At 73.9% G+C, this 21,705-nt stretch carries 14 protein-coding genes; 4 read left to right on the top strand and 10 right to left on the bottom strand.

Annotated features, from left to right (window positions below; genetic code table 11):
* Positions 1-73: 73 nt before the first annotated feature.
* The 9 genes from RQM47_RS13855 to RQM47_RS13815 all read right to left on the bottom strand — a co-directional run bounded on the left by RQM47_RS13855 (position 74) and on the right by RQM47_RS13815 (position 12,543).
* Complete coding sequence (locus tag RQM47_RS13855; protein WP_311661747.1) at positions 74-1,483, bottom strand: type II and III secretion system protein; 1,410 nt, start codon at positions 1,481-1,483, stop codon at positions 74-76.
* 98 nt (positions 1,484-1,581) lie between these two features.
* Positions 1,582-2,796 (bottom strand): hypothetical protein, encoded by a 1,215-nt coding sequence (locus RQM47_RS13850; RefSeq protein ID WP_311661748.1) that lies wholly within the window; start codon positions 2,794-2,796, stop codon positions 1,582-1,584.
* 81 nt (positions 2,797-2,877) lie between these two features.
* Positions 2,878-5,310: a hypothetical protein gene (locus RQM47_RS13845; protein WP_311661749.1), complete on the bottom strand. Its 2,433-nt coding sequence runs from the start codon at positions 5,308-5,310 to the stop codon at positions 2,878-2,880.
* Positions 5,311-5,335: 25 nt separating this feature from the next.
* A complete protein-coding gene (locus RQM47_RS13840; RefSeq protein ID WP_311661751.1) occupies positions 5,336-6,739 on the bottom strand; it encodes a type IV pilus twitching motility protein PilT in 1,404 nt (467 codons plus the stop codon).
* Positions 6,740-7,106: 367 nt separating this feature from the next.
* Entirely contained in the window at positions 7,107-8,402 is a 1,296-nt protein-coding gene (locus tag RQM47_RS13835) for a hypothetical protein (protein ID WP_311661752.1), read from the bottom strand.
* Positions 8,403-8,449: 47 nt separating this feature from the next.
* Positions 8,450-9,172 (bottom strand): hypothetical protein, encoded by a 723-nt coding sequence (locus tag RQM47_RS13830; RefSeq protein WP_311661754.1) that lies wholly within the window; start codon positions 9,170-9,172, stop codon positions 8,450-8,452.
* 12 nt (positions 9,173-9,184) lie between these two features.
* The gene (locus RQM47_RS13825) at positions 9,185-10,996 is read right to left on the bottom strand and encodes a hypothetical protein (protein WP_311661755.1); all 1,812 of its coding nucleotides are present in this window, start codon (positions 10,994-10,996) and stop codon (positions 9,185-9,187) included.
* Between the two features lie 219 nt (positions 10,997-11,215).
* Positions 11,216-11,902, bottom strand: a complete 687-nt coding sequence (locus tag RQM47_RS13820) for a peroxiredoxin-like family protein (protein ID WP_311661757.1) — start codon at positions 11,900-11,902, stop codon at positions 11,216-11,218.
* Positions 11,903-12,219: 317 nt separating this feature from the next.
* Positions 12,220-12,543, bottom strand: coding sequence for a hypothetical protein (locus RQM47_RS13815; RefSeq protein ID WP_314009335.1), 324 nt, complete (start codon positions 12,541-12,543; stop codon positions 12,220-12,222).
* A 157-nt stretch (positions 12,544-12,700) separates the two neighbouring features.
* Between RQM47_RS13815 and RQM47_RS13810 the strand changes: the two genes are divergently transcribed.
* Entirely contained in the window at positions 12,701-16,216 is a 3,516-nt protein-coding gene (locus RQM47_RS13810; RefSeq protein WP_314009334.1) for a methylmalonyl-CoA mutase family protein, read from the top strand.
* Positions 16,217-16,392: 176 nt separating this feature from the next.
* Here the strand turns inward: RQM47_RS13810 and RQM47_RS13805 are convergent, their stop codons facing one another.
* Entirely contained in the window at positions 16,393-18,708 is a 2,316-nt protein-coding gene (locus RQM47_RS13805) for a S8 family serine peptidase (protein ID WP_314009333.1), read from the bottom strand.
* Between the two features lie 397 nt (positions 18,709-19,105).
* Here RQM47_RS13805 and RQM47_RS13800 point away from each other — a divergent pair, with 397 nt between their 5' ends.
* From RQM47_RS13800 to RQM47_RS13790, 3 genes are all read left to right on the top strand, one after another.
* On the top strand, positions 19,106-19,615 hold the full coding sequence (locus tag RQM47_RS13800) for a hypothetical protein (protein WP_311661764.1): 510 nt from the start codon (positions 19,106-19,108) through the stop codon (positions 19,613-19,615).
* A gap of 61 nt (positions 19,616-19,676) precedes the next feature.
* Positions 19,677-20,963 (top strand): chorismate-binding protein, encoded by a 1,287-nt coding sequence (locus RQM47_RS13795; RefSeq protein ID WP_314009332.1) that lies wholly within the window; start codon positions 19,677-19,679, stop codon positions 20,961-20,963.
* Positions 20,960-21,631: an aminotransferase class IV gene (locus RQM47_RS13790; protein WP_314009331.1), complete on the top strand. Its 672-nt coding sequence runs from the start codon at positions 20,960-20,962 to the stop codon at positions 21,629-21,631. Before RQM47_RS13795 ends, RQM47_RS13790 begins: the two co-directional genes overlap by 4 nt.
* The last annotated feature ends 74 nt before the right edge of the window (positions 21,632-21,705 follow it).

Here is a 21,705-nt window from a genome sequence, read left to right as displayed (position 1 = left end):
CCCGCGACAGAGTGGGGCGGGGCGGGGCGGGGCGACGGACCTACTGACTCACTGGCCTGACTGACCCACCGGCTTACTGGTCCACGCGGACGGGGTCGGCGGGCTCCGGCAGCTCCAGCCGCTGGCCGGAGCCGGCGTTAAAGCGGTCCATCCGCTCGCGGACGTCCTCGCGCTCCTGGCGGAGCAGCGAGCGCGGGAGCTCGCCGGCCTGGCGCGTGCGGAGGTCGTCGACGACGCGGGCCTGGAGGACCACGATGAGCTCCTTTTTCGTCACCTGCTTCTGCTTGTACGAGAACAGGTACTTCAGGATCGGGATGTCCTTGAGGATGGGCACGCCGCTCCGCGTGAAGCTCTCCTCCTGCGAGGTCAGCCCGCCGATCGCGCGCATCTCGCCGGAGAGCAGCGGGATCTGGGTCGTCGTCGAGTTCTTGTTGATCGCGATCCCGAACGCCGACGGCGTCCCCGACGACTTCTCGACGTTGACGTCGAGGTGGATAAACTCGACCGGCGCGCCCTCGCGCTCGTCGACGATGAGCGTGGGGAGCGCGTTGATGATGACGCCGGTCGAGACGAACGACGAGACCGTGTTGCCCGAGAAGTCGCGGAGGTTGATCGGGATGTCCTGGCCGCTCTGGATCTTGGCCGTCTCGCCGCTCTGGACGGTGGTGAACGGAGCCGCGATCGTCTGGCCGAACCCCTCCTGCTCGAGGTAGCGGAACAGGTTGAGCAGGAACGAGAGCTCGATCCGGTCGGACGAGACCTCGAGGAACCCGTCGAGCGCGTCGAAAAAGGTCCCGCCGTCGACGTAGAACGTGGGCCGAGCGCCCGCGTTGCCGGCCTGCTCGCCGCCGCCGCCCCCGACGCCGCCGCCCTGCCCGCCGCCCGCCCCGCCCTGCCCGGCCGCCTGGCCGAAGAGGGCGGCCCAGTTGGTCCCGACCTCGCGCGAGCGGCTCGTGTTGAGCTCGAAGATGATGGCGTCGATGCGGATCTCGCGCGTGTCGGCCGTCGCCGGGAGCGTGGAGGCCGCCGCCGCGACCGGCCCGGCCGCCCCGATCGGCGTGGCCACCTGTCCGTCCGATGTCGTCGCCACGACGGCCGGGTCGGTCACGATGAAGTAGCCGTCGGACTCGGCAAAGTCCAGCCCGCCGCGGTCGAGCACGAGCTCGAAGGCGTCCACAAAGTGGACGCCGCTGAGCGAGACGCCGATGGCGTCCTGGCGGTCGAGCGGGTCGACCACGCGCTTGCCGGTCACGCGGAAAAACGTCGGGTTGACGAGCCGGAGGAACTGGTCCATCGGCGTCGACGCCGGGAACGAGACGAGCTCGGCCGGGGGCACGTATCCGCGGACGAGCTCGCTGGCCTGGGCATGGGCCGCGGGCGCCCCGAGGGTCGGGAGCGCGAGGGCCGCCAGGAGCGCGGCCCCGAGCAGGGACGGCGAGGCCAGCGCCAGGAGGCGTCGGGGGCGGGGGGCGGGGTGGGTCATGGTCGGGGAGGTGGGCCGGCAGACGTACGTATCGGCGGGCCGGGGGGCGGGTAAAGCGCCGTCGCGTCGGGCGGGGCGGGGGCGGGGCGGTCGGCCTCTCAGCGGCGGGCGCCCCCGGACTGACGGATCATCTCGTTCAGCTCGTCGACCGTCCGGCCCCGCGAGCTCTGGCTGGGCGCTGGGGCCGCCCCGCCCCGGAGGCGCCGGAGCATCTCGGCCTCGCCGGTCGAGACGCCGACGCGCTCCTGGCTGGGCGAGGAGCGCGCGGGCGAGGAGGCCGGGTAGAGGCCGGCGGCGTCGGCCTCGGGCGTGCCCGGCGCCGGCGGCGCCTCGTCGAGCGTCGGACCGGGCACGACCTCGCCGAGCCGGGGCGGGGCACGGTCGAAAAACTGGCGGTAGCGCGGCTCGGTCTCGAGCTCGAGCGTGACCCGGTCGCGGACGCCGCCGCGGTTGAGGTCGACCGTCACGCGGGCCTCCTGCGGGTCCACGTTGGCGATCCGCCCGAGGTAGACGCGGTCGCCGGCCCGGAGCTGGCGGAGCTCGCCGCCCCGCTCGAACACGGCCGCCCCGCCCACGACGCTCACGAGGGCGTCGGCGCCGACCTCGACGAGGTCGTCGACGTTGGCCGGCAGCGCGTCGAGGACGAACGGGAAGAACGGGTTGACGGCCACGCGGCGGGCCGGGAACGCCTCGGGCGGCGGCTCGACGGCGCCCTCCGGTGCGCTCACGTCGCGGTCCGACGAGAAGAAGGCGTCGACGGTCATTGAGAACGAGGCCAGAACCGTCTCGCGGCCCGGCGACGCCTCCCGCCCGTACGACTCCTCGGTCGCCCCGACCGTCACCACAGACTTGTCGATCGAGAGGTCGCGCACCTTGTAGAGCGCCCGGCTGTTCTCGAGGTGCCACAGGAAACCGAACAGGCTCTCGAAGTACGCCTCGCCCGTCACCTGGTAGGTGTACGACGAGGCCGCCGCGCCCGGCGTCACGCCGACGAGCGAGAGGTCGAAGCGGTGGAAGCCGCGCGCCGAGAGCGCGTTGAGGTAGGCCACGACGTCGGCCGACGAGAGGGACGACGGGAGCACCTTGTAGCGGGCGTTCCACCGGGCGAGCGTGGCCGCGGCCTCCTCGCTCGCGGCCGTCTCCTGGAGCAGGAGCGACTCGACCTCGGCGTCGCGGTTCTCGATGGCCTCGATGTCGGCCTCGATGGCGTCGATCTCGGCGGGCTGCACCCGCTTCGTCACGTAGTACCCCCCGCCGACGGCGACGGCCAGAAAGGCGGAGAGGATGAGCGTGTTGAGGACCTGGTTCGACATGTCGGGCGGGGTGGTCGGTCGCCGGGGGCGGGGTCGGGCGGGGCGGAGGAGTCTCTTGCTCGGCTCGGGCGGGGCGGGGCGCTACGGGCTGGGCGGCGCGGCGTCGGGGGCCGGCGCGTCCAGGCCGCGGAGCGGCTCGGGCGCCGCCCGTTCGAGGTCGGCCTCGGCCCGTGCGCGGAGCACGCGCGAGACCTGCGGGAGCTCGGGCGGCTGCGTAAACCGGAGCCGGTAGGCGTAGACCGGGAAGCCGCGGATGTCCTGGTAGGTGACCTCCTCGATCGTCGCGCCCAGCCGCTGGGCCAGCCCGACGACCCGGCCGCGCTCGGTCGCGAAGCCGGCGAGCGAGACGTCCGCCCCGCCCGGCTCCCACTGCTCGATCCACGCCCCGCCCGTGGCCGCGGCCGCGCGCGTGGTGCGGAGCAGGGTCTGCGTCCAGCGGTCGGTGTCGAGAAGCAGCGAGTCGAGGGCGACGAGCGAGGCCGTGAGGCTCGCTTGGCGGAGGCGGAGGCTGTCGATTCGGGCCTGGAGCGCCGGGGCCGAGAGCCGGGCCTCGGGCGGGAACTCGGCCAGCCGCTGCTCGGCGTCGGCGATGTGCCCCTCCTGCGAGACATAGAGGTAGCTGAAGTAGAGCACGCTCATAAACAGGACGGCGGCGACCACGAGCGTGTGCCAGCCGACCGAGAACTCGACGCGGCGGGACCGCTTGCGGAGCGCGTCGGGGAGCAGGCTCGCGTCGTCGAACGGGCTCCGCTTCGCCGTGCTCAGGTGGCCGGCGAGCGCGGCCCCGGCGGCGCCGACGAGGACGGGCGCGAGCGGCCCGTAGGGGCCGACGAGCCCGAACCGGGCCAGCCCCTCGCGGAGCGTCTCGATGCGGGCGTCGGGGTAGAAGGCGGCGAACCCCTGGACGAGCTCCTTTTCGCGCTCCTCCGACGCCACGACCACGTTGTGGACCACGCCGACGCCCTGGACGTCCTGCTGGAGGAGCACGCGCGAGCACACCGTGTCCGGCCCGTCGAGGGCGGTCACCGACTGCATCTTCTCGTAGTGCCGGACCCGGTCGCCCGAGAGCAGGAGGACGACCGTGTCCTCGGCGCCCACGCGCACGAGCGCCGTGTTCTCGCCGGGCTCCGGGGCCAGCGTCATCCGCACGAGCCCGACGAGCAGCGGGACCTCGGCCTCGATCGTGCGGAACGACGTCTTGCGGTGCGCGCTCTGCTCGCGGAGCATGGCGAGCGACTCGGCGACCGGCTCGGTCGGCTCGGGCACGACGGCGAGGTAGCGGCGCGTCCGGTCGCGGGGCGTCATGGGCACGAACGCGACCCGGTCGCGGTCGACGCCGGCGCTGAGCTCGGGGAGCCGTTCGAGGAGCCGCTCGCGCTTGACCGGCGCCGAGCCGGCCGCCTCGGGCGGGGCGGGCGCGTCGGCCGCCTCCCCCTTTTTCTTTTTGTCCCGGTCCTTCCGCTTGTCCTTCTGCTCCGGCGGCACCTCGACCTCGACGTACTCGACGTCCGGGGCGCCGACGGCGAAGGCGAGGGCGGGGCGGCCGAACCCGGCCGAGGCGCACTCTTCGAGGATGTCGCGGACCTCGAACACGATGGGCTGAACCGACGGCCCGACCCCGCCGACGGCGTCGGGCTCGAAGCCGCCGCCCAGGCCGCCGTCGAGCCCGTCGTCGAGGCCGGCGAACTCGGCCGAAAAGTCGATCTCCGCGGCCGCCTCGAACTGGACCGACACGTCGCCGTCGGCGACGTCGTCGAACAGGAGCTCGTCGGAGCCCGGGACGTCGTCGGGCGAGAGGGCGAGGCCGCCCGCGAGGTCGCCGCCCTCGCTCCGGTGGCGGACGAACTGGCGGAGCGGCTCGTAGCCTCCGTCCGCCGGGCGGACGAGGAGGCCGTAGACCTTGGCCGGCGTGACGTGGAGGCCGAGGACGAGGTCGTCCTTGGCGCGCCTCTTCGGGGCCGGCCGCGCCCCGCCCCGCTCGGGCGCGCGCTCGGCCGGCGGCCCGGCCACGGGGCCGGCGCTGATGGTGGCGGCCTCGGCGAACGAGACGTCGTAGGCGTCCGGGGCCTCCGCCCCGCCCTCGTCGGGCGCGTCGAACGGGGACCCGAACGTCGGCGCGCCGGCGGCCGGAGCGTTGCCCGCCCCGCCCGGAGCCGCGGGCGGGGCGGAGCCGCCCTCGGGGAGCGCGGCTCCAAACGAGGGGGCGTCAAACTCTGCGGTCTCGAAGGCCGTCGCCCCGAAGGCGGCAGCGCCGAACCCGGCGTCCTCGAAGCCCTCTACGTCGAGCACCTCGCCCCCGGAGCCCGCCCCGCCAAAGTCGCCGAGGTCGCCGAACGCCGGGACGTCGGCGGCCGACGCGTCGAGCGCGGGCACGTCGTCGGGGAGCGGCTCGAACGCCCACCCCTCGGGAGCGGCGCCCTCGGGGGCGCCCGCGGAGGCCGCCCCGCCCAGGCCGTCGTCGGGGGCGGGGCCGTCGTCGGCGCCGTCGTCGGGGAAGATCATGGAGTCGCTCATCGGCGTGGGGCGGGGCGGGGCGGCGCTAGCGGCCCTGCATGAGTTGCTGGAAGCGACGCTTGTTGTTGCTGTACTGGAGCCCGGTCTCGGGCGTGATCTTGCGCTCGCGCGCGAGCCGGTAGAGGTCCTGCTCGAGCGTGGTCATCCCCTGCCGGCCGCCCTCCCACATCATCTGGTAGATCTCGCCCGTGTTGTTGTTGTGGATGGCCGCCTTGACCGACGCCGTCACCCACAGGACCTCCTTGGCGAGCACGCGGCCGCCGCCGATCTTCGGCGGCAGCTTCTGCGAGACCACGCAGTTCAGGACGTCGCCCAGCCGCGAGCGCACGCGCTCCTGCTCGAAGGGTGGGTACTCGGCCACGATGCGGTCGATGGACTCGACGGCGCTCGCGGTGTGGAGCGTCGAGAACACCTTGTGCCCGGTGTCGGCCGCCTCGATGGCCGAGTCGATGGTCTCGGGGTCGCGCATCTCCCCGATCATGATGATGTCGGGGTCCTGGCGGAGCGCCTGGCTCACGCCCACCTTGAACGACGGCACGTCGGGGCCGACCTCGCGGTGCCGCACGATGCACCGGGCGGGGTGGTGGACGTACTCGAGCGGCTTGGCGATGATGACGATGTGGCCGTCGAAGTCCTGGTTGTTCGCGTCGATGACGGCGTCGAGCGTCGTCGACTTGCCCGAGCCCGTGACGCCGGTCACGAGGGCCAGCCCGGACCGGACGTTCGAGAACAGGAGGCCGCGCTGGATGACGGGGTGGAACCCCAGCGACTCCAGCCCGCGCACCGTCTCGTTCACGGCGCGCAGACACACGCCGAGGTGCTGGTTGTCGAAGTAGGCCGTCGAGCGGAACCGCTTGCGGGCGCCGTCCTCGCCCTCGACCTGGTACGAGAAGTCGGCCGACTGGGCGGCCCACAAGTCGCCCAGCTGGCGGTCGGAGAGGAGGTTGAGGATGAGGAGGTCGACCTCGTCGTTGGAGGCGATGCCGAGCTCGAAGTGCGGCGTCTTCTCGCCATCGACCCGGTACCACACGCGGCCCGACGTGGCCGGCCCGCCCATGTCGAGGTCCGACGCCTCCATGCCGTGCATCCGCGCCGCGTACTGGTCCACGACGTCGCGCATGGCCCCGCGGTGCTCGGTCGGCAGGCGCCCCACGGCCTCGGCGTAGAACTTGAGCCGGTCCTCGCCGGCCAGCAGCCGCGGGGCCGACCGCGCGACCTGGCGGACGAAGGGCGGGATCCGCTGGAACCCGTCGGCGTCGACGCCGGCCGAGGGAGCGGCGCCCAGGCCGGCGGCGCCCGGGCCGGCCGCCGGCGCCGTCCAAACGGGGGTCGTGCCGGGCAGGGCTCCGGGCACGGCGCCGGCCGCAGCGTGGGGCGGGGCGGGGGGCGCGTCGGCGAGCTCGCGGGGGGAGAACGGGGAGGGCGTCACGGGGGCGGGGCGGGGTGGCGGCCGGGGGCGCAAGGACTGCGCCGCGCCGGCGGCGGGCGCGGAGGTGGCCCGTGGGGTATCGCCGCCCCGCCCGGCGGCCCGCGCCGCGCCCCTCTGGCGGGTCGATCGGTAACGCGGGCCTTCCGAAACCACCCCCTGGGCGGGGCGGCGCTCGCGGGGCACCGCCCCGCCCGGGCTCGCCCCGCTCCCGGCACCGCCCCGCTCAGGCCACCAGCGCGGCGCTGCGCGTCCGGCCGGCGACCGACGCCGCCCCGCCCGAGCGTGCGGGCGGGGCGGTCCGTACGGCGCGGGGGGCGGCCGGACGCGAGTCCAGCCGCCCCCCGTGGGCGTCGGCGGCGGGGCAGGGTCAGCTCCCGCCGAGCCTCCCGCTGCCCGGGGTCGTGGCGACGACGTCGCACGGCTTGGACGCCGGGGTGACTTCGACGAAGATGACCTGGTCGCTAAAGTCGGCGGGGCGGCCCGTGTCGCGGAGGTCGTGGAAGCCGTCCGGCCCGTTGACATCGCTCACAACGTAGCCCCTCGGCCCGTTCTCGACGATCCGGATCTTCCGGTTGTCGTTCCAGCCGTCGCCCTTGCCGTCGCCGTCGGTGTCGTACCCGAACCGCTTGGTGGCCCAGAGGCTCCTGTTCGGGTCGTCGTAGCCGGCGTCGTCGGGGCCGAGGTTCCAGTCGGGGATGTCCTCGAACGAGATCCGCCAGCGCTGGCGGTTGTTGGGGTCCGTCTCGACCATGCCCCACGGGGCCTCCTGCGGGTCGCCGTCGCGGAGGGCCGTCCCGTCGAGCGCCCAATGCGTCCACGCCCAGTCGTCGGGGCGGTACGTGTACCGGGCCATCTCGGCGGCGAGGCGCTCAGCGCCGTAATCGGGGTTCTCGCCGGTCGGGTCCTTCTTCGCGAGCAGGGCCGAGGCCGACGCCATGCGGAGCCTGGGGTGGTGGGTCGGCCGCGTCCCGCCGCGGCCGCATCGGTCGTCGACGCCGATCGCGAAGTTCATCTGGGTCCCGGGCTGGAGCAGGACCTCGTAGCCCGTGTTCCGCTCGCCGTTCCGGTCATTGCCCGGGGCGTAGACCATCTCGGGGGGCAGCGCCGCGCCCGCCACGGTCCGCTGGAGGAAGATGGCGGAGCAGTACCCGGCTCGCGAGTCGACAAACTGGATCTTGAGCTCGCTGCACTGCGTGCTGCTCGGGTCCACCTGGAGGACGTTGACGGAGTGCGACTCGTTGATCTTGTGCGTCTTCGAGACGGGGCGGTCGCCGGCCTGGTAGCCGAACGTGCCCGCCGCGTAGATGTCGATCCCGTTGCCGCCGTCCACGCTGGCCTCGACCACGTAGGTGCCGTCGAGCATCTCGCCGGTCCGGCGCGCGCAGATGGGCTTGCCGTTGGCGCACTGCTCGTCCTCCGGCACCCTCGCGCTCTCGATCCGGGTGCCGAAGTCGAGGAGCGCCTGGTCGATGTCGGTCCCGTGGCGGTTGACGTCGGCGACGCCGGCGTTGTACGCCGAGCGAGCGATCTCGCGGGCGATCACGTCGGCTTCGTACACGCCCTGTGTAGCGGACGCCCTGACGTCGGCTTCTTTGGCGGTGAAAAAGATCGTGGCGCCGGCGATGCCGAAGGCGGACACGAGGAGGAGGGACACTTTACCCATGGAAATAGGAGGTTCGTGAAATGGAGCGGGGCTGGGCGGGGTGGGCGCTAGAAGGGGCGCAGCTCGATGGTCGTCGCCCAGTGCAGCCCCTCCTTGGGGACCAGCCGGGCGCGGTGGAGCGGGAAGAGCGTGGGCACGACCGTGAACTGGAGGCGGGCGTAGTCAGCCTTGTGCGCGTAGTCGTCGGCGTGGCCAGGCGTCAGGTCGTCGAACTCGCGGCCCTGGCTGTCGAGGGGCTGAACCTGAAAGTGGCGGAGGCCAACGGGCGCCTGGTAGCTGGGCGTCGGGACCGGGGCGGGGCGGGAGCCGGCCAGCCACGTTTTGGACTCGGGGTTGTACAGGCCGCTCAGCGAGTCGCGCCGGAGCCGGTACACCGGGATGCGGACGTCGTCCGCGGGCGTATCGCCCTTCTCGACGACGGCCCGGGTCTCGGTGTCCGGCACGAGCCGGTACGAGATCTCGACGCGGCGGACGGCGCCGTCGGACTGGACCTCGCTGTTGTAGTGGAACGTGAAGGCCTCGGTGAACTTGACGCCGCCCTCGGGGCGGGTCTTCATCGAGAACCGCCCGCGCTCCTGGCCGAACCGGGACCCCAGCTTGACCACGTCGTCTTCGAGCCACTCGCCGAAGGCGAGCGCCTGGGCCTTTGCCGAGTAGACGGAGATCCGCTCGATCGACGCCTGCCGGTTGTTGATCTGCTGCGCCATCATCGCCACCGTGAGGATGGCGGCGACGACCGAGGCGATCATGTGGTCGAGGATGAACTGCATGGGCGGGGCGGTCTAGCCGCAGTCGGGACGTGTGCCGTCGTGGTCTCCGAGCGCGGCCCGGGCGTCGGCGGCCCGCTGGTCGGCGGCGGCCTTGACGGCTTGGGCGGTGCCAAACGCGGTCTGGGCGGCGGTGTGGACGGTCCGGGCCTCCTGGACGACGGCCTCCTTGGCGGCGACGACGGCGGCGGCGGCGGCGCGGACGGCGGTGGCCGCATCGTAGGCCGCCTGGGCCTGCGCTTCTGCGCGGGCGGCCGGCCCGACGGCGGCGGAGGCCTCGTTATGGGCGGCCTCGGCTCTTGGGACGGCGGCCCGAGCGCGCTCCAGGGCGGCGGCGGTCACACCTACGTGGGCTTCGGCCTCCTCGGCGGCGACCCCGGCGTTCTGGACCTCAGTCTGGGCGTTGGTCTCCGCCGTGCGGGCGTCGTCTCTCGCTGTCTTGGCGTCTTTGGCGGCCTTGTCGGCGGCGTCTTTGGTCTCCTCGGCGTCGTCGGCGGCGTCGTCGGCGGCCTCCGAGGCTGCCTCCGCCTCCAGGTAGCGGGCGTAGGCTCTTTGGAATGCGGTCCGAGCAGCTTCCGATCGCCATACCCATCGGCCGTTCCTGTAGTAGCCCGCGGCGCGGTACGCGTCGAGCGCGGTTCGGCCCGCGGCCTCCTCGGCGTCTTGCGCGGCCTCAGCACGGGCCTGGGCGGCGGCGAGCGCGGTCTGGGCGGCCTCAGCGCGGGTCCGGGCGTCGGCGAGCGTGGTTTGGGCAGCGGTGGCGGCGGCTTTGGCGGTGTCGAGCGCCGTCACGGCGTCGCTGGCTCGGGTCCGAGCGGCGGCGAGCGCGGTCTGGGCGGCAGTGGCCGCGGTCTCGGCGTTGTCGAGTGCGGTCCGGGCTGCGCTTAGAGCACGGTTCGCCGATTCCTCGGCGCGACGAGCCCGTTCGTGCGCGTCTTTTGCTGCGTTCAGCGTCCGCAAGGCCGCACGGGCCGCGTCGTCTGTAGGTCTCCACGCGGCCTTTGCGTCATCGAGTTGGGCCTGGGCGATGCCGAGGGCTTCCTCGGCCGCCTCGAAGTCCGCTTTGGGGCCTTCGAGCGCCGCGGCCGCCTCCGCCTGGGCGATCTCGGACTGCCTGAGCTCTTTCTGGAGCTGGCCTCGGGTGGCGGACCACGCCTCGTAGGCGGTGCAGGAGCCGACGACATCGGCCGAGCGGCGGAGGTACTCGGCCGCGACCGCCGGGTCGAAGCTGATCACGCGCCGGAGCTGGACCACGTGCGGGTTGTCCTGGCCGCTCGCGGTCTTGAACGCCGTCGACCGGGCGTACACCTCGACCCGCTTGTGGAACGTCTTGTAGCCAACGGCGACATCCGGAGCCTCGGCCTCGACGTAATCCACCGTGGCGCGGACCTCGACGGGGAGCGGGTGGCCGTCCATCGTCTTGAACGTGACCTCCTGCCACTCCCCCCCGTGGAGGTCATGGAGGACGCTGCACCCCGGGCTCTCCCACGGCTCCAAGACGTTGCACACGACGCCTCCAAACGCGGTCGGGTCCGAAAAGTCCGCCGGCGTGATATCGCTGAAGTCGTCGGACGAGATCGTGTCGCGCTCGGCCTCCGACATGGACGAGAGGAGGTGGTACCGCGTGCGGAGGGCCTCGGGCGTCGTGGCCTCGTCGAAGGCGCGGGCGTCGGCGAACTCGAGCGTGTGGAGGAGCGCCCCGGCCGCGGCCAGCTCGAACTGGTCGCGCATGACGGACTCGGTCGTGCTGTGGACCGCCCGGCTCTGCGAGAGCGTGAGGAAGCCGGCAGCGACAATCGCCGCGATCGCGAGGAGGGTCTGGGGCATCGGGGCGGGGTGGTCCGGCCTGAAGGACGTGCACGGACCCGTCCCCGTCGTCTCACCTTGATATCCTCGCCCCGATTGACACGCCAGCGCCCCGCGCGCCGGCGCCAACGCGTTTCCGCCCCGTTTGGCCGCCCCGCCCGCCGCCCCGCCCGGGGTAGAACCGCCCGGGGCGTGGGGCGAAACGACCCGGGCGGGGTGGAGCCGGCCGCCCCGCCCCGCCTACGCCGCGCGGCGGAGGGCGTCGAGCACTTGGCGAGCCGACGCCCGCTGCGTGTAGTCGGCCTCGACGAAGGCGGCGCGGATCGTCCCGTCCGGCTCGACCACGTAGGTGGCGGGGACCGGGAGCTCCCAGGCGTCCGTTCCGTTGACGGCCGCGAGGTCGACGCCGACGGCTCGGTACCGCTCGCGCGTCGCGTCGTCGACCGTGAACACGAGCCCGTACTGCCGGGAGACCTCGTTGCCGACGTCCGAGAGGACGGGGAAGGCGAGCCCGTTTCGCTCGGCCATCGTCATCGAGCCGTCGGGCGCCTGCGGCGAGACGGCCACGAGCGTGGCGCCGGCCGCCTCGATCTCGCCGAGCACGTCCTGGTAGTCCCGGAGCTGGTTGTTGCAGTACGGGCACCACGCCCCGCGGTAGAACGTGAGCACGACCGGCCCGCGGTCCAGGAGCTCGGACAGCCGGACGTCCTGGCCCATCGCGTTGGGGAGGACGAAGTCGGGGGCCTGGTCGCCCACGCCCAAGGCGCGGCCGGCGGCGGTCTCGGGCGTGTCGGCCGACTGGGCGGTCGGGACGACGGGCGTCGGGCTCTCTTGCACAGCCTGCTCCTCGGCGGGCGGGGCGGAGGGCCGGGAGCACCCGGCGACGACGAGGCCGGCGACGAGCAGGACGAGGACGGGGCGGGGCACGGCGGGCGGGGTGGGGACGAGCGGGACGGGGCAGGACCCGCGAACCTTTCGCCACCCCGCCCCAGCGAGGCGCGTGATCCGAGGGCGAGGCGGTCTCGTGCCGCTTCAAAGCCATCTTGTCGGGCTGGCGACGTGTTGTGTATCGCGTGTTGCGTGTCCTGAACTCCAATACGCAACACGGAATACGCGACCAATCGAGGCGAACCTGTCGGAGACCGCTTGAAGCGGCACTAGAAGGCGGGCGTTCCGAGGAACCGCGAGAGCGAGGCCCCGAGCGCCGGGTCGGACCCGTAGTAGGCGACGACGAGTGGGCCGCTCTAGTACACGCGCAGCGCGCCGGCGACGCTCTGCGCGGCCACGTTCTGCACGTCGCGCTCGGCCTCCTCGGCGGACGAGAACGTGTAGACCTGGAGGTACCCGCGCCCCGTCCCGCCCACGACGTACTCGTTGGCCGTCGCGCTCACGAGCGGGTCGGTCGAGAACCCGCGCGGCGAGAGGAGGAAGCCAGACTGGCCGAGGGCGGCCTCCAGGCCCGCCTCGGTCGTGACGCGGTCGCCGTCCTCGATCGCGAGGTCATCGGCGGGGCGGGGGGCGCAGGCGGCGAGCGCGAGCACGAGGGCGAAGAGGGCGGGGCGGCGCATGGCGGGGTGAGGGAGAGGGGCGAAGGCCAACCGCCCCGCCCCGCCCGGAGATCCGCGGCGCGGGCGGGGCGGCCGCCGTCTGGGCCGCAACCTCACCGGCACCGGGCGGGTTGGAGGACTACGTTTTCATGCGAACCCGGAAGCCCTCCCACCTCCGATGGCCTACACCCCGACCCACCCCGTCCGATTCGTCACCGCCGCCGCGCTCTTCGACGGCCACGACGCGGCCATCAACATCATGCGGCGGATCCTGCAGGCGCAGGGCGCCGAGGTCGTCCACCTCGGCCACGACCGCTCGGTGGACGACGTGGTCACGACGGCCATCGAGGAGGACGCCCAGGGCATCGCGGTCTCGTCGTACCAGGGCGGCCACATGGAGTACTTCACCTACATGGTCGACCTCCTCCGCGAGCGGGGCGCGGGCCACGTCAAGGTCTTCGGCGGCGGGGGCGGGGTGATCGTGCCCGAGGAGATCGCCGAACTCGAGGCCTACGGCGTCGCCAAGATCTTCTCGCCCGAGGACGGCATGCGGATGGGGCTCGAGGGCATGATCGAGTCCATGATCCGGGCGTGCGACGTTGACCCGCTCCGCGTGTCGGGGACTGGGGACTGGGGACCGGGGACTGGGGAAGACGAGGGCACCGCCCCGCCCGTCGAGGCCGCCGTCGCCACGGACAAGCAGGCCGTCGCCCGCGCGCTGACCGCCGTCGAGCAGCGCGCGGCCGAGCCGTCCGGCGACGGCGCCCCGGGCTACCAGCCCCCGTCCCCCGTCCCGAGTTCCTCTGTCCCCGTGGTTGGCATCACGGGCACGGGCGGGGCGGGCAAGTCGACGCTCACCGACGAGCTGGTCCGCCGCTTCCTCAACGACTTCGACGACCTCCAGGTCGCCGTGCTCTCCGTCGACCCCACGCGGCGGCGGACGGGCGGGGCGCTCTTGGGCGACCGCATCCGCATGAACTCGCTCACCGGCGAGCACGCGGGCCGCGTCTACATGCGGTCGTTCGCCACGCGCCAGGCGCACCGGGCGACATCGCAGGCGCTCCGCGAGGCCGTCGACGTGTGCCGCGCGGCGGGCTTCGACCTCGTGGTCGTCGAGACGGCCGGGATCGGGCAGTCGGACACCGAGGTGGCCGAACTCGTCGACGTCAGTCTTTACGTCATGACGTCCGACTTCGGCGCGCCGACGCAGCTCGAGAAGATCGGGATGCTCGACGCGGCCGACCTCGTGGCCCTCAACAAGTTCGAGAAGCGCGGGGCCGAGGACGCCCTGCGCGACGTCAAAAAGCAGGTCCAGCGCAACCGCGGCGACTTCGCCACCCCGCCCGCCGACATGCCGGTCTACCCGACGATGGCGGCCCAGTTCAACGACCCCGGCGTGAGCCGGCTCTACCTCGCGCTCCTGGACGCGCTCGACGAGCACGGGTTCGGCCGCACGTCGTCGCTGTTCGACGCCGACGCCCTCCCCGCCCTCGACCCGAGCGAGCTCGCCGTCGTGCCGCCGGCCCGGCAGCGCTACCTCGCCGAGATCGCCGACGCCGCCCGCGGCTACCGCGCGTGGGCCGAGGCCGAGGTCGAGACGGCCCGGAAGTGGGGCCAGGCCGTCGGTGCCCGCGCCCAGGTCGAGGACTGGGACCCCGACGACCGCGACGCCCTGGCGGGGCGGCTCGACGAGATGGCCGGCCACTGGTGGGACAAGCTCGACTCCCGCTCGCGCTCGATCCTGGAGAACTGGGACGCGCTCGCCGAGCAGTACCGCAGCGACGAGCTGGTCTACACGGTCCGCGGCAAGGACATCCGGCAGCCGCTCACACGCGAGACGCTGAGCGGGACGAAGGTGCCGCGCGTGGCCGTCCCGCGGACCGGAGCTCCCGGCGAGCGGCTGCGCTACGCGCTCCTCGAAAACCTCCCCGGCCGCTTCCCCTTCACCGCCGGCGTGTTCCCCCTGAAGCGCGAGGGCGAGGACCCGACACGGATGTTCGCCGGCGAGGGCACGCCCGAGCGGACGAACAAGCGGTTCCACCTCGTCAGCCTCGGGATGCCGGCCAAGCGGCTCTCGACGGCCTTCGACAGCGTCACGCTCTACGGCCGCGATCCTGACCGGCGTCCTGACATCTGGGGCAAGGTGGGCACGAGCGGGGTGTCCATCGCCACGCTCGACGACATGAAAAAGCTGTACTCGGGCTTCGACCTGTGCAGCCCCAAGACGTCGGTGTCGATGACCATCAACGGCCCGGCGCCGACCATCCTGGCCATGTTCATGAACACGGCCGTCGACCAGCAGGTCGAGCAGTTCCTGAAGGACGAGGGCCGCTGGGAGGCCGCCGAGGCGCGGATCGCGGACGAGCTCGGTGATGACCGCCCACGCTACGTTCCCTTCGAGCCGGGGGGCGGGGCGGACGCGGGCGGGGCGGAACCCGCCGAGGCGCCTGTCGACCCGGACCACCCCGCCCTCCCCGACGGCCACGACGGGGGCGGCCTCGGGCTGCTCGGCACGAGCGGGGCGGAGCTGGTCGAGTGGGGCCTCCTCACCGAAGACGAGTACGAGGCGATCCGCACGCGCGCGCTCCAGTCGGTCCGGGGGACGGTTCAGGCCGACATCCTCAAGGAGGACCAGGCGCAGAACACCTGCATCTTCTCGACCGAGTTCTCGCTGCGGTGCATGGCCGACGTGCAGGAGGCGTTTATCGACGAGGGCGTCCGCAACTTCTACTCGGTCTCGATCTCGGGCTACCACATCGCCGAGGCCGGGGCCAACCCGATCTCGCAGCTCGCCTTCACGCTCTCCAACGGGTTCACCTACGTCGAGGCCTACCTCGCGCGCGGGATGGACGTCGACGACTTCGCCCCGAACCTCTCGTTCTTCTTCTCGAACGGGATGGACGCCGAGTACGCCGTGATCGGCCGCGTGGCGCGCCGCATCTGGTCGGTCGCCATGCGCGAGCGGTACGGGGCGTCGGAGCGGGCGCAGAAGCTGAAGTACCACGTCCAGACGTCGGGCCGGTCGCTCCACGCGCAGGAGATCCAGTTCAACGACATCCGCACGACGCTCCAGGCGCTCCTGGCCATCTACGACAACGCCAACTCGCTCCACACGAACGCCTACGACGAGGCCATCACGACGCCGACCGAGGAGAGCGTGCGCCGCGCGATGGCCATCCAGCTCATCATCAACCGCGAGCTGGGGCTGGCCCAGAACGAGAACCCGATCCAGGGCGCCTACATCATCGACGAGTTGACGGACCTCGTCGAGGAGGCCGTGCTGCAGGAGTTCGAGCGGATCTCGGACCGCGGCGGCGTGCTCGGCGCGATGGAGTCGATGTACCAGCGCGGCAAGATCCAGGAGGAGTCCATGCTCTACGAGCACCGGAAGCACTCGGGCGAGCTGCCGGTCGTCGGCGTGAACACGTTCGTCGCCGAGGGCGGGGCGGAGCCGCAGGACGTCGAGCTCATGCGCGGGACGGACGCCGAGAAGGAGCGGCAGCTGGAGGGGATCAACCGGTTCCACCGCCGCCACGCCGACGACGCGCCGGACGCGCTCGCGCGGCTCCAGCGCGTGGCCCGCGAGGGCGGCAACACGTTCGAGGAGCTGCTCGACACGGTCCGCCACGCGTCGCTGGGGCAGATCACGGGGGCGCTCTTCGAGGTCGGCGGCCAGTACCGGCGGAACATGTAGGGCGGGACCGCCCCGCCCGTGTCACCCCGCTTCAGTCGCCCACCGCCCCGCCCGCGTGGCGAGGGCGGGGTGGTCGCACGTTCCGATGCCCCACCCCCCCCGCCGGGTGCACGCGATCATGTGCCCTCCCACCTGACCGCCCTCCCGTCGCCGCCGCCCACCGCCCCGTCCGTGAGCTACAGGACCGTGATCACGCGGGTCAGAGCCGCCTCGTCGCCCGCGAGGTGCAGGAGGTACGGCGCCGCCGCCAAGCCCGTCACGTCGAGCTCGACGCTGCGGGTCTGGCCGGCCCCAACTCGGCCCTCGAACGCCGTCGCCACGCGGCGGCCCCGCATGTCGTAGAGGGCGACGGACACGTCTTGATCCACGTCCACGAGGAACACGAGGCGCAGGCGGTCGCGGACGGGGTTCGGGAACGGACCCCGCAGCCGGAACGGGCCGTCCTCGACCAGTTCGCCCACGCCGAGTTCGGCCGCCGCAGCGAGCGCCCGGTCGCCGCGGACGAAGCCGACCCCGGAGCGCGGGTCGTAGCCCGGCCCCGTCCCCACGTTGAGGGTCCCTGACGACGCGGCGGACGGCGTGACGTCGGCGGCCGTCTCCTCGAGGAGGCGGTACACGTCGGCCGGGGCGAGCGAGCGCGGCCCGCCGGCGGCCGCGAGCATGAGCGCTGCGACCGCGGCGACGTTGGGGGCGGCGGCGCTCGTCCCGAAAAAGTTCGGGGCCGTGTCGGCGTCGAGCGATTCGGGGAGGTCGAACCCGAAGAACGTGTTGTTGTCGCCGTCCGAGCCCGTGACGTCCGGCTTCATCCGGTTCTGGGGCGTGGCCAGGCGGGTGCCGTCGTCGTCGAAGAGGATGAGGCTCCCGCCGAACGACGTGAACGGGTTGAGGACGGCCGGGACGCCCGCCGTTCGGAGGCTCTCGTTGAAGGCGGACGTGTTGAACCACGCCGCCGCGGCGACACTCAGGGCCGCGGCGGCGTTGTTGTGGGCGACCGACGTAGCGTTCCCGGACTGGCGGTACTCGAACTCGGCTTGGCCGTCGAACTCGATGTACTTGAAGAAGCGGTCGGCGCCGCTGAACTTCACGACGGCGAGGTAGAGCGTCTGGGGGCCGTCGGTCTCGTTCGCGTACTCGACGATCTCGACCGGCTCGCCGCTCCCCGTCACTGTCGTGCCGTCGTCGAGCACGACGGGCTCGATGCTGTTGTTGCTCGCGCTCGCGGCGACGATCTCGGCGTCGGGGCGGGCGGCGTCGACGAGGTAGACGTCGTAGTCGCTCGTCGCGCCGGCCCGGCCGTCGCTGGCCGAGAACGAGGGCTCGGCGTACTGGAACACGAGCGTGAGGCTCTCGCCTGGCTCGAGCGTCACGTCCTGGAAGGCGTCGACGCCGGGGCCGGGGTCGAAGTCGTGGAGCGCGCCGTCGAACGGGCCGACCGTCTGGCCGTCGGGGCCGGTGGACGTGAAGGCGGCCTCGGCCCCCGTGTCGTCGAAGTCGTCGAGGTAGGCGTCGTCGGCCTGGTTGCCGGCCGACGAGACGTACGCCACCCCGCCCGCGACGACCTCGGTCACGGCCCGGGCCACGAGGCCGTCCTGAAAGAACGGCTCGGCGAACAGGAGGACGTCGTCGACGACGACGTCGGCGCCGGCGGCGGCGAGGTCGAGGATGCCGCGGGCGAACGCGGCCTGCCCGAGGAAGGCCGTGTGGAACGAGAACGAGAGGCCCGGGGCCACGTCGCGCGCGAGCTGCATCATGGCCCGGCCCTCGTCGCTCCCGCCTGGGGGACCTTCCCGGAGCACGCACGCCCCGACGGGGCTGCGCGAGCCGGCCCCGGCCGGGCACGCGGCGACGGTGGGGAGGTCGTTCGTGGCCACGTCGTCGGCCGCCGTCGTCCGGCAGGCGTCAGCGTCCTCGGGCCGGCCGGGCTCGGCGCAGGCGTTGTACGAGTCGGACATCACGCCCACACGGATCCCGCTCCCGTCGACGCCCAGCGCCTGCCGGGCCGCGAGGACCCGGAGCGCGCGGGCGGCCTCGCCGTCGACGGCCCCGACGAACACCGGCGAGGCCGCCGGGCGGGCCGCCCCGCCCCGCCCCGTCCGCCGCCCGTGCGTCACGCCCCGGACGGCCCGCGCCGAGCGGACGCCGTCGAGCACGGCGAGCTCGTCCAGGGCCGCCACCGGGATCTTCCCGCTGACGACGGCGCCGTAGGCCGCCCCGCCCTCGAGACCGAGCGCCTCGAGCCGCGTGCGGAGCGCAGCCCCATCGCCATCGGCCGCCGCCACGTCGACGACGACGAGGCCGCCCGCGACGATCCCGCCGGGGACCCGAGCCGCTTCGCCCCGGGCGTGGGCAGCGGCCGCGGCCTGGAGCCCGCCGTCGAGCCGCGCGAGCGGGCCGTACTTGGACGCCGGGGCTTGGGCGGCTGCCGCCCCGCCTAGGCAGGCGAGGCCCACGCAGGCGAGGAGGGCGGGGAGGAGCCGGGGGGCGCGGCGCATAGCGGGCGGGGCGGGGTGGGGCCGCCAACATAGTCCCGCCGGCGCGACACGCTCGGGCAGCGGCGGGCGCCCCGGAACGCCCGCAGGAGGGGAGGGAGAACGGCCTCGGGCGGGCCGAGCCGGCCAGGCACCCCGCACTCCGCACCCTGCTAAAACGTGCTCTGGCGCCCTGCCGGTCGGACCGACGCCCCACCCACACGCGGCCAGGCCGGCGGGGGCGGGGCGGCCCTCGGCGGGCCGGGTCTGAGACGCGGCCCGTCTCGGACCCGGCCCGCTCTGGAACAGCAGTCGCCGCCGTCACGCTCGCGCTACAACGGGGCCGCTCAAACGGGCCGCAGAGCCAGTGGCGGATTGGCTTGCAACGCCCTGACGTGCCGCCGCTCCCCACCCCGCCCCCATGCCCACGCCCAACGTCCCCAAGTCCCCCGCCTACGTCGAGGCCATGATCCGCGAGGCCGTCACGCACGTCGAGGCGTGCGTCAAGGCGCCGCTGGCCGACCTCGGCTTTACCGGCCCCGAGGCCGGCCTCGACCTCACCGACGGCCAGCACGACTTCCTGGCCGGGTACGTCTGGGGCGGGCTCCAGCGCCTGCTCGAGATGGGCGAGCTGTCGTCGGAGGACGACGTCGAGCGGGCGGCGAACCGGCTCTACGCCCGGCTGCTCGGGCCGTTCGACCGCGAGGCCCGGCCGTGGCACATGTGGATCGTCCGCGAGGCGCTCCACAACCTCCACCGGCCCCACGCCGTGTTAGGCTACTGCGCCGGGCGGGGCGACGTTCTGGAGCGGATGCGGTCGACCGAGTTCCGGGCCGCGCTCGGCCCGGCGCTCGCCAACCTCACCGGCGGCGAGCCCGGCCTGGGCGAGACCGACGTCCAGATGGGCGGCCCCAAAGACGGCGGGCGGTAGCGGATCGGCCGGCGCGGGCGCGGGTAGGACCCGCCCTCTCTCTCCCGGAGCCACCCCGCCCGTGCTCGCCGACGCCCTCCGCCAGCCCGGCGCCGTCCTCCTCGACGCCCCGCGCCCCGACGCCGACACCGGCCGCCGGGGCGCGCTCTTGTTTTCGGCCCCGCGGCGGACGCTCGTCGCCTGGGCGCCGGAGGAGGTCGGCCCGCTCCTCGACGCCCTCGACCGCGCCCTCGCGGACGGCCACCACGTGGCCGGGACGCTGGCCTACGAGGCCGGCTACGCGCTGCACCCGAGCGTCGGCGCCGCCCCGCACGGCGGCGAGCCCGCCACCCCGCTCGGGTGGTTCGGCGTGTACGACGCGCCCGAGGCCGTGAGCGGCCCGGCCCTCGACGCGGCGCTCCCCGCGGGCGGGGCGGCGGTCCGCGACCTGGCGTTCGCGTGGAGCCCGGCGGCGTACGCCGAGCGCCTGGCGGCCGTCCGCGAGCACATCCGCCGGGGCGACGTGTACCAGGCGAACCTGACGGCCCCGTTCCGCTTTCGCCTGGACGGGGACGCGGGGGGCGACGCGCTGGGCCTGTTCGCCGCGCTCCGCGCGCGGCAGCCGGTGTCCTACGGCGCGTTCCTCCGCCTGCCCGCCCCGCCCGGCTCCGCCGCCGCGGGCGGACCGCAAACCGGCGGACCGCAAACCGGCGGGGCGGCCGTCGCGTCGGTCTCGCCCGAGCTCTTTTTCCGGGTCGACCCGCCCCGCCCACAGACGTCGGGCGGGGCGGGGCGGACGATCACAGCGCGGCCCATGAAGGGGACGGCCCCGCGTGCGGCGTCGGCGGCCGAGGACCGGGCGCTGGCCGAGGCCCTCCGCGCGAGCCCGAAGGACCGGGCCGAGAACCTCATGATCGTCGACCTCCTGCGGAACGACCTCGCCCGCGTGTCCGAGCTGGGGAGCGTCCGCGTGCCGGCCCTGTTCGAGCCCGAGCGCTACGAGACGGTCACGCAGCTGACGTCGACCGTCCGCGCCGCGCTCCGCCCGGACGCTGGGCTGGCCGACGTGCTCCGCGCGCTGTTCCCCTGCGGGTCGATCACCGGCGCGCCTAAGCTCCGCGCCATGCAGCTCCTCCGCGACCTGGAGGACGGCCCGCGCGGCGTCTACTGTGGGGCCATCGGCTACGCGGCGCCGGCGGCCGGGGGCGGGCTGGGCAGGGCCGCGTTCAGCGTCCCCATTCGCACGGCCGTCGTGGGCGCCGCTGGAGCGGGCCGCTACGACGTGGGCAGCGGCGTCGTGTGGGACAGCCGCGCGGACGCCGAGTACGCCGAGTGCCTGCTCAAGGCGCGCGTCCTGACCGACCTGTGACCGCCCCGCCCCGCCTGACCGAGACGATGCGGGCCGAGGGCGGGGCGGTCGCCCTCCTCGACCTCCACCTCGCGCGCCTCGCGCGGAGCGCCGACGCGCTGGGCTACGCGCTCGACGCCGACGCCGTGCGCCGAGCCGTCGAACACGCCGCCGTGTGGGCAGGGCGGGGCGGGGGAGAGGCGGCCCAGATCGTCCGCCTGACGCTCGGGCGGGGCGGCGACGCCGAGGTCGAGACGCGCCCGCTGGACGGCCGCCCGCTCCGCCTCGCCTGGATCGACCCGGAGCCGCTCGCCGAGGCCGGGACCGCGCTCTGCCAGCACAAGACGACGGCGCGCGCGCACTACCGCGCCCGCTTCGACCGGGCGCTCGCGCGGGGCGCCGACGAGGCCGTCTTGGTCAACGCCGCCGGGCTCGTGACGGAGGGCACGCGCACGACCGTCTGGGCCGAGCGGGGCGGCCGGCTCCTCACCCCGCCCCTCGCGGCGGGCGGGCTGGCCGGCGTGTTCCGCGCGCACGTCCTCGCGACGGACCCGCGCGCCGCCGAGGCGGACCTGACGCCGGACGACCTCCGCAACGCCGACCGTGTCCTCCTCACGAACGCCGCCCGTGGCTGGATGCCGGTCCGCCTGCTGCCCGCCCCGCCCGGAGACGGCCGCGGGACGGGGTGAGGAGGAGAGGAACGGAGGAGGCGCGCACCCGCCTCTCCTCTTCTCCTCGTCCCGCTTCTTCTCTACGTCGGGCG

It is taken from the genome of Rubrivirga sp. S365, from assembly GCF_032248475.1.
GTDB classification, from domain to species: Bacteria; Bacteroidota; Rhodothermia; order Rhodothermales; family Rubricoccaceae; genus Rubrivirga; species Rubrivirga litoralis.
Note: the sequence above shows the minus strand (reverse complement) of the source record. Positions and strands in the feature narration are given on the sequence as shown.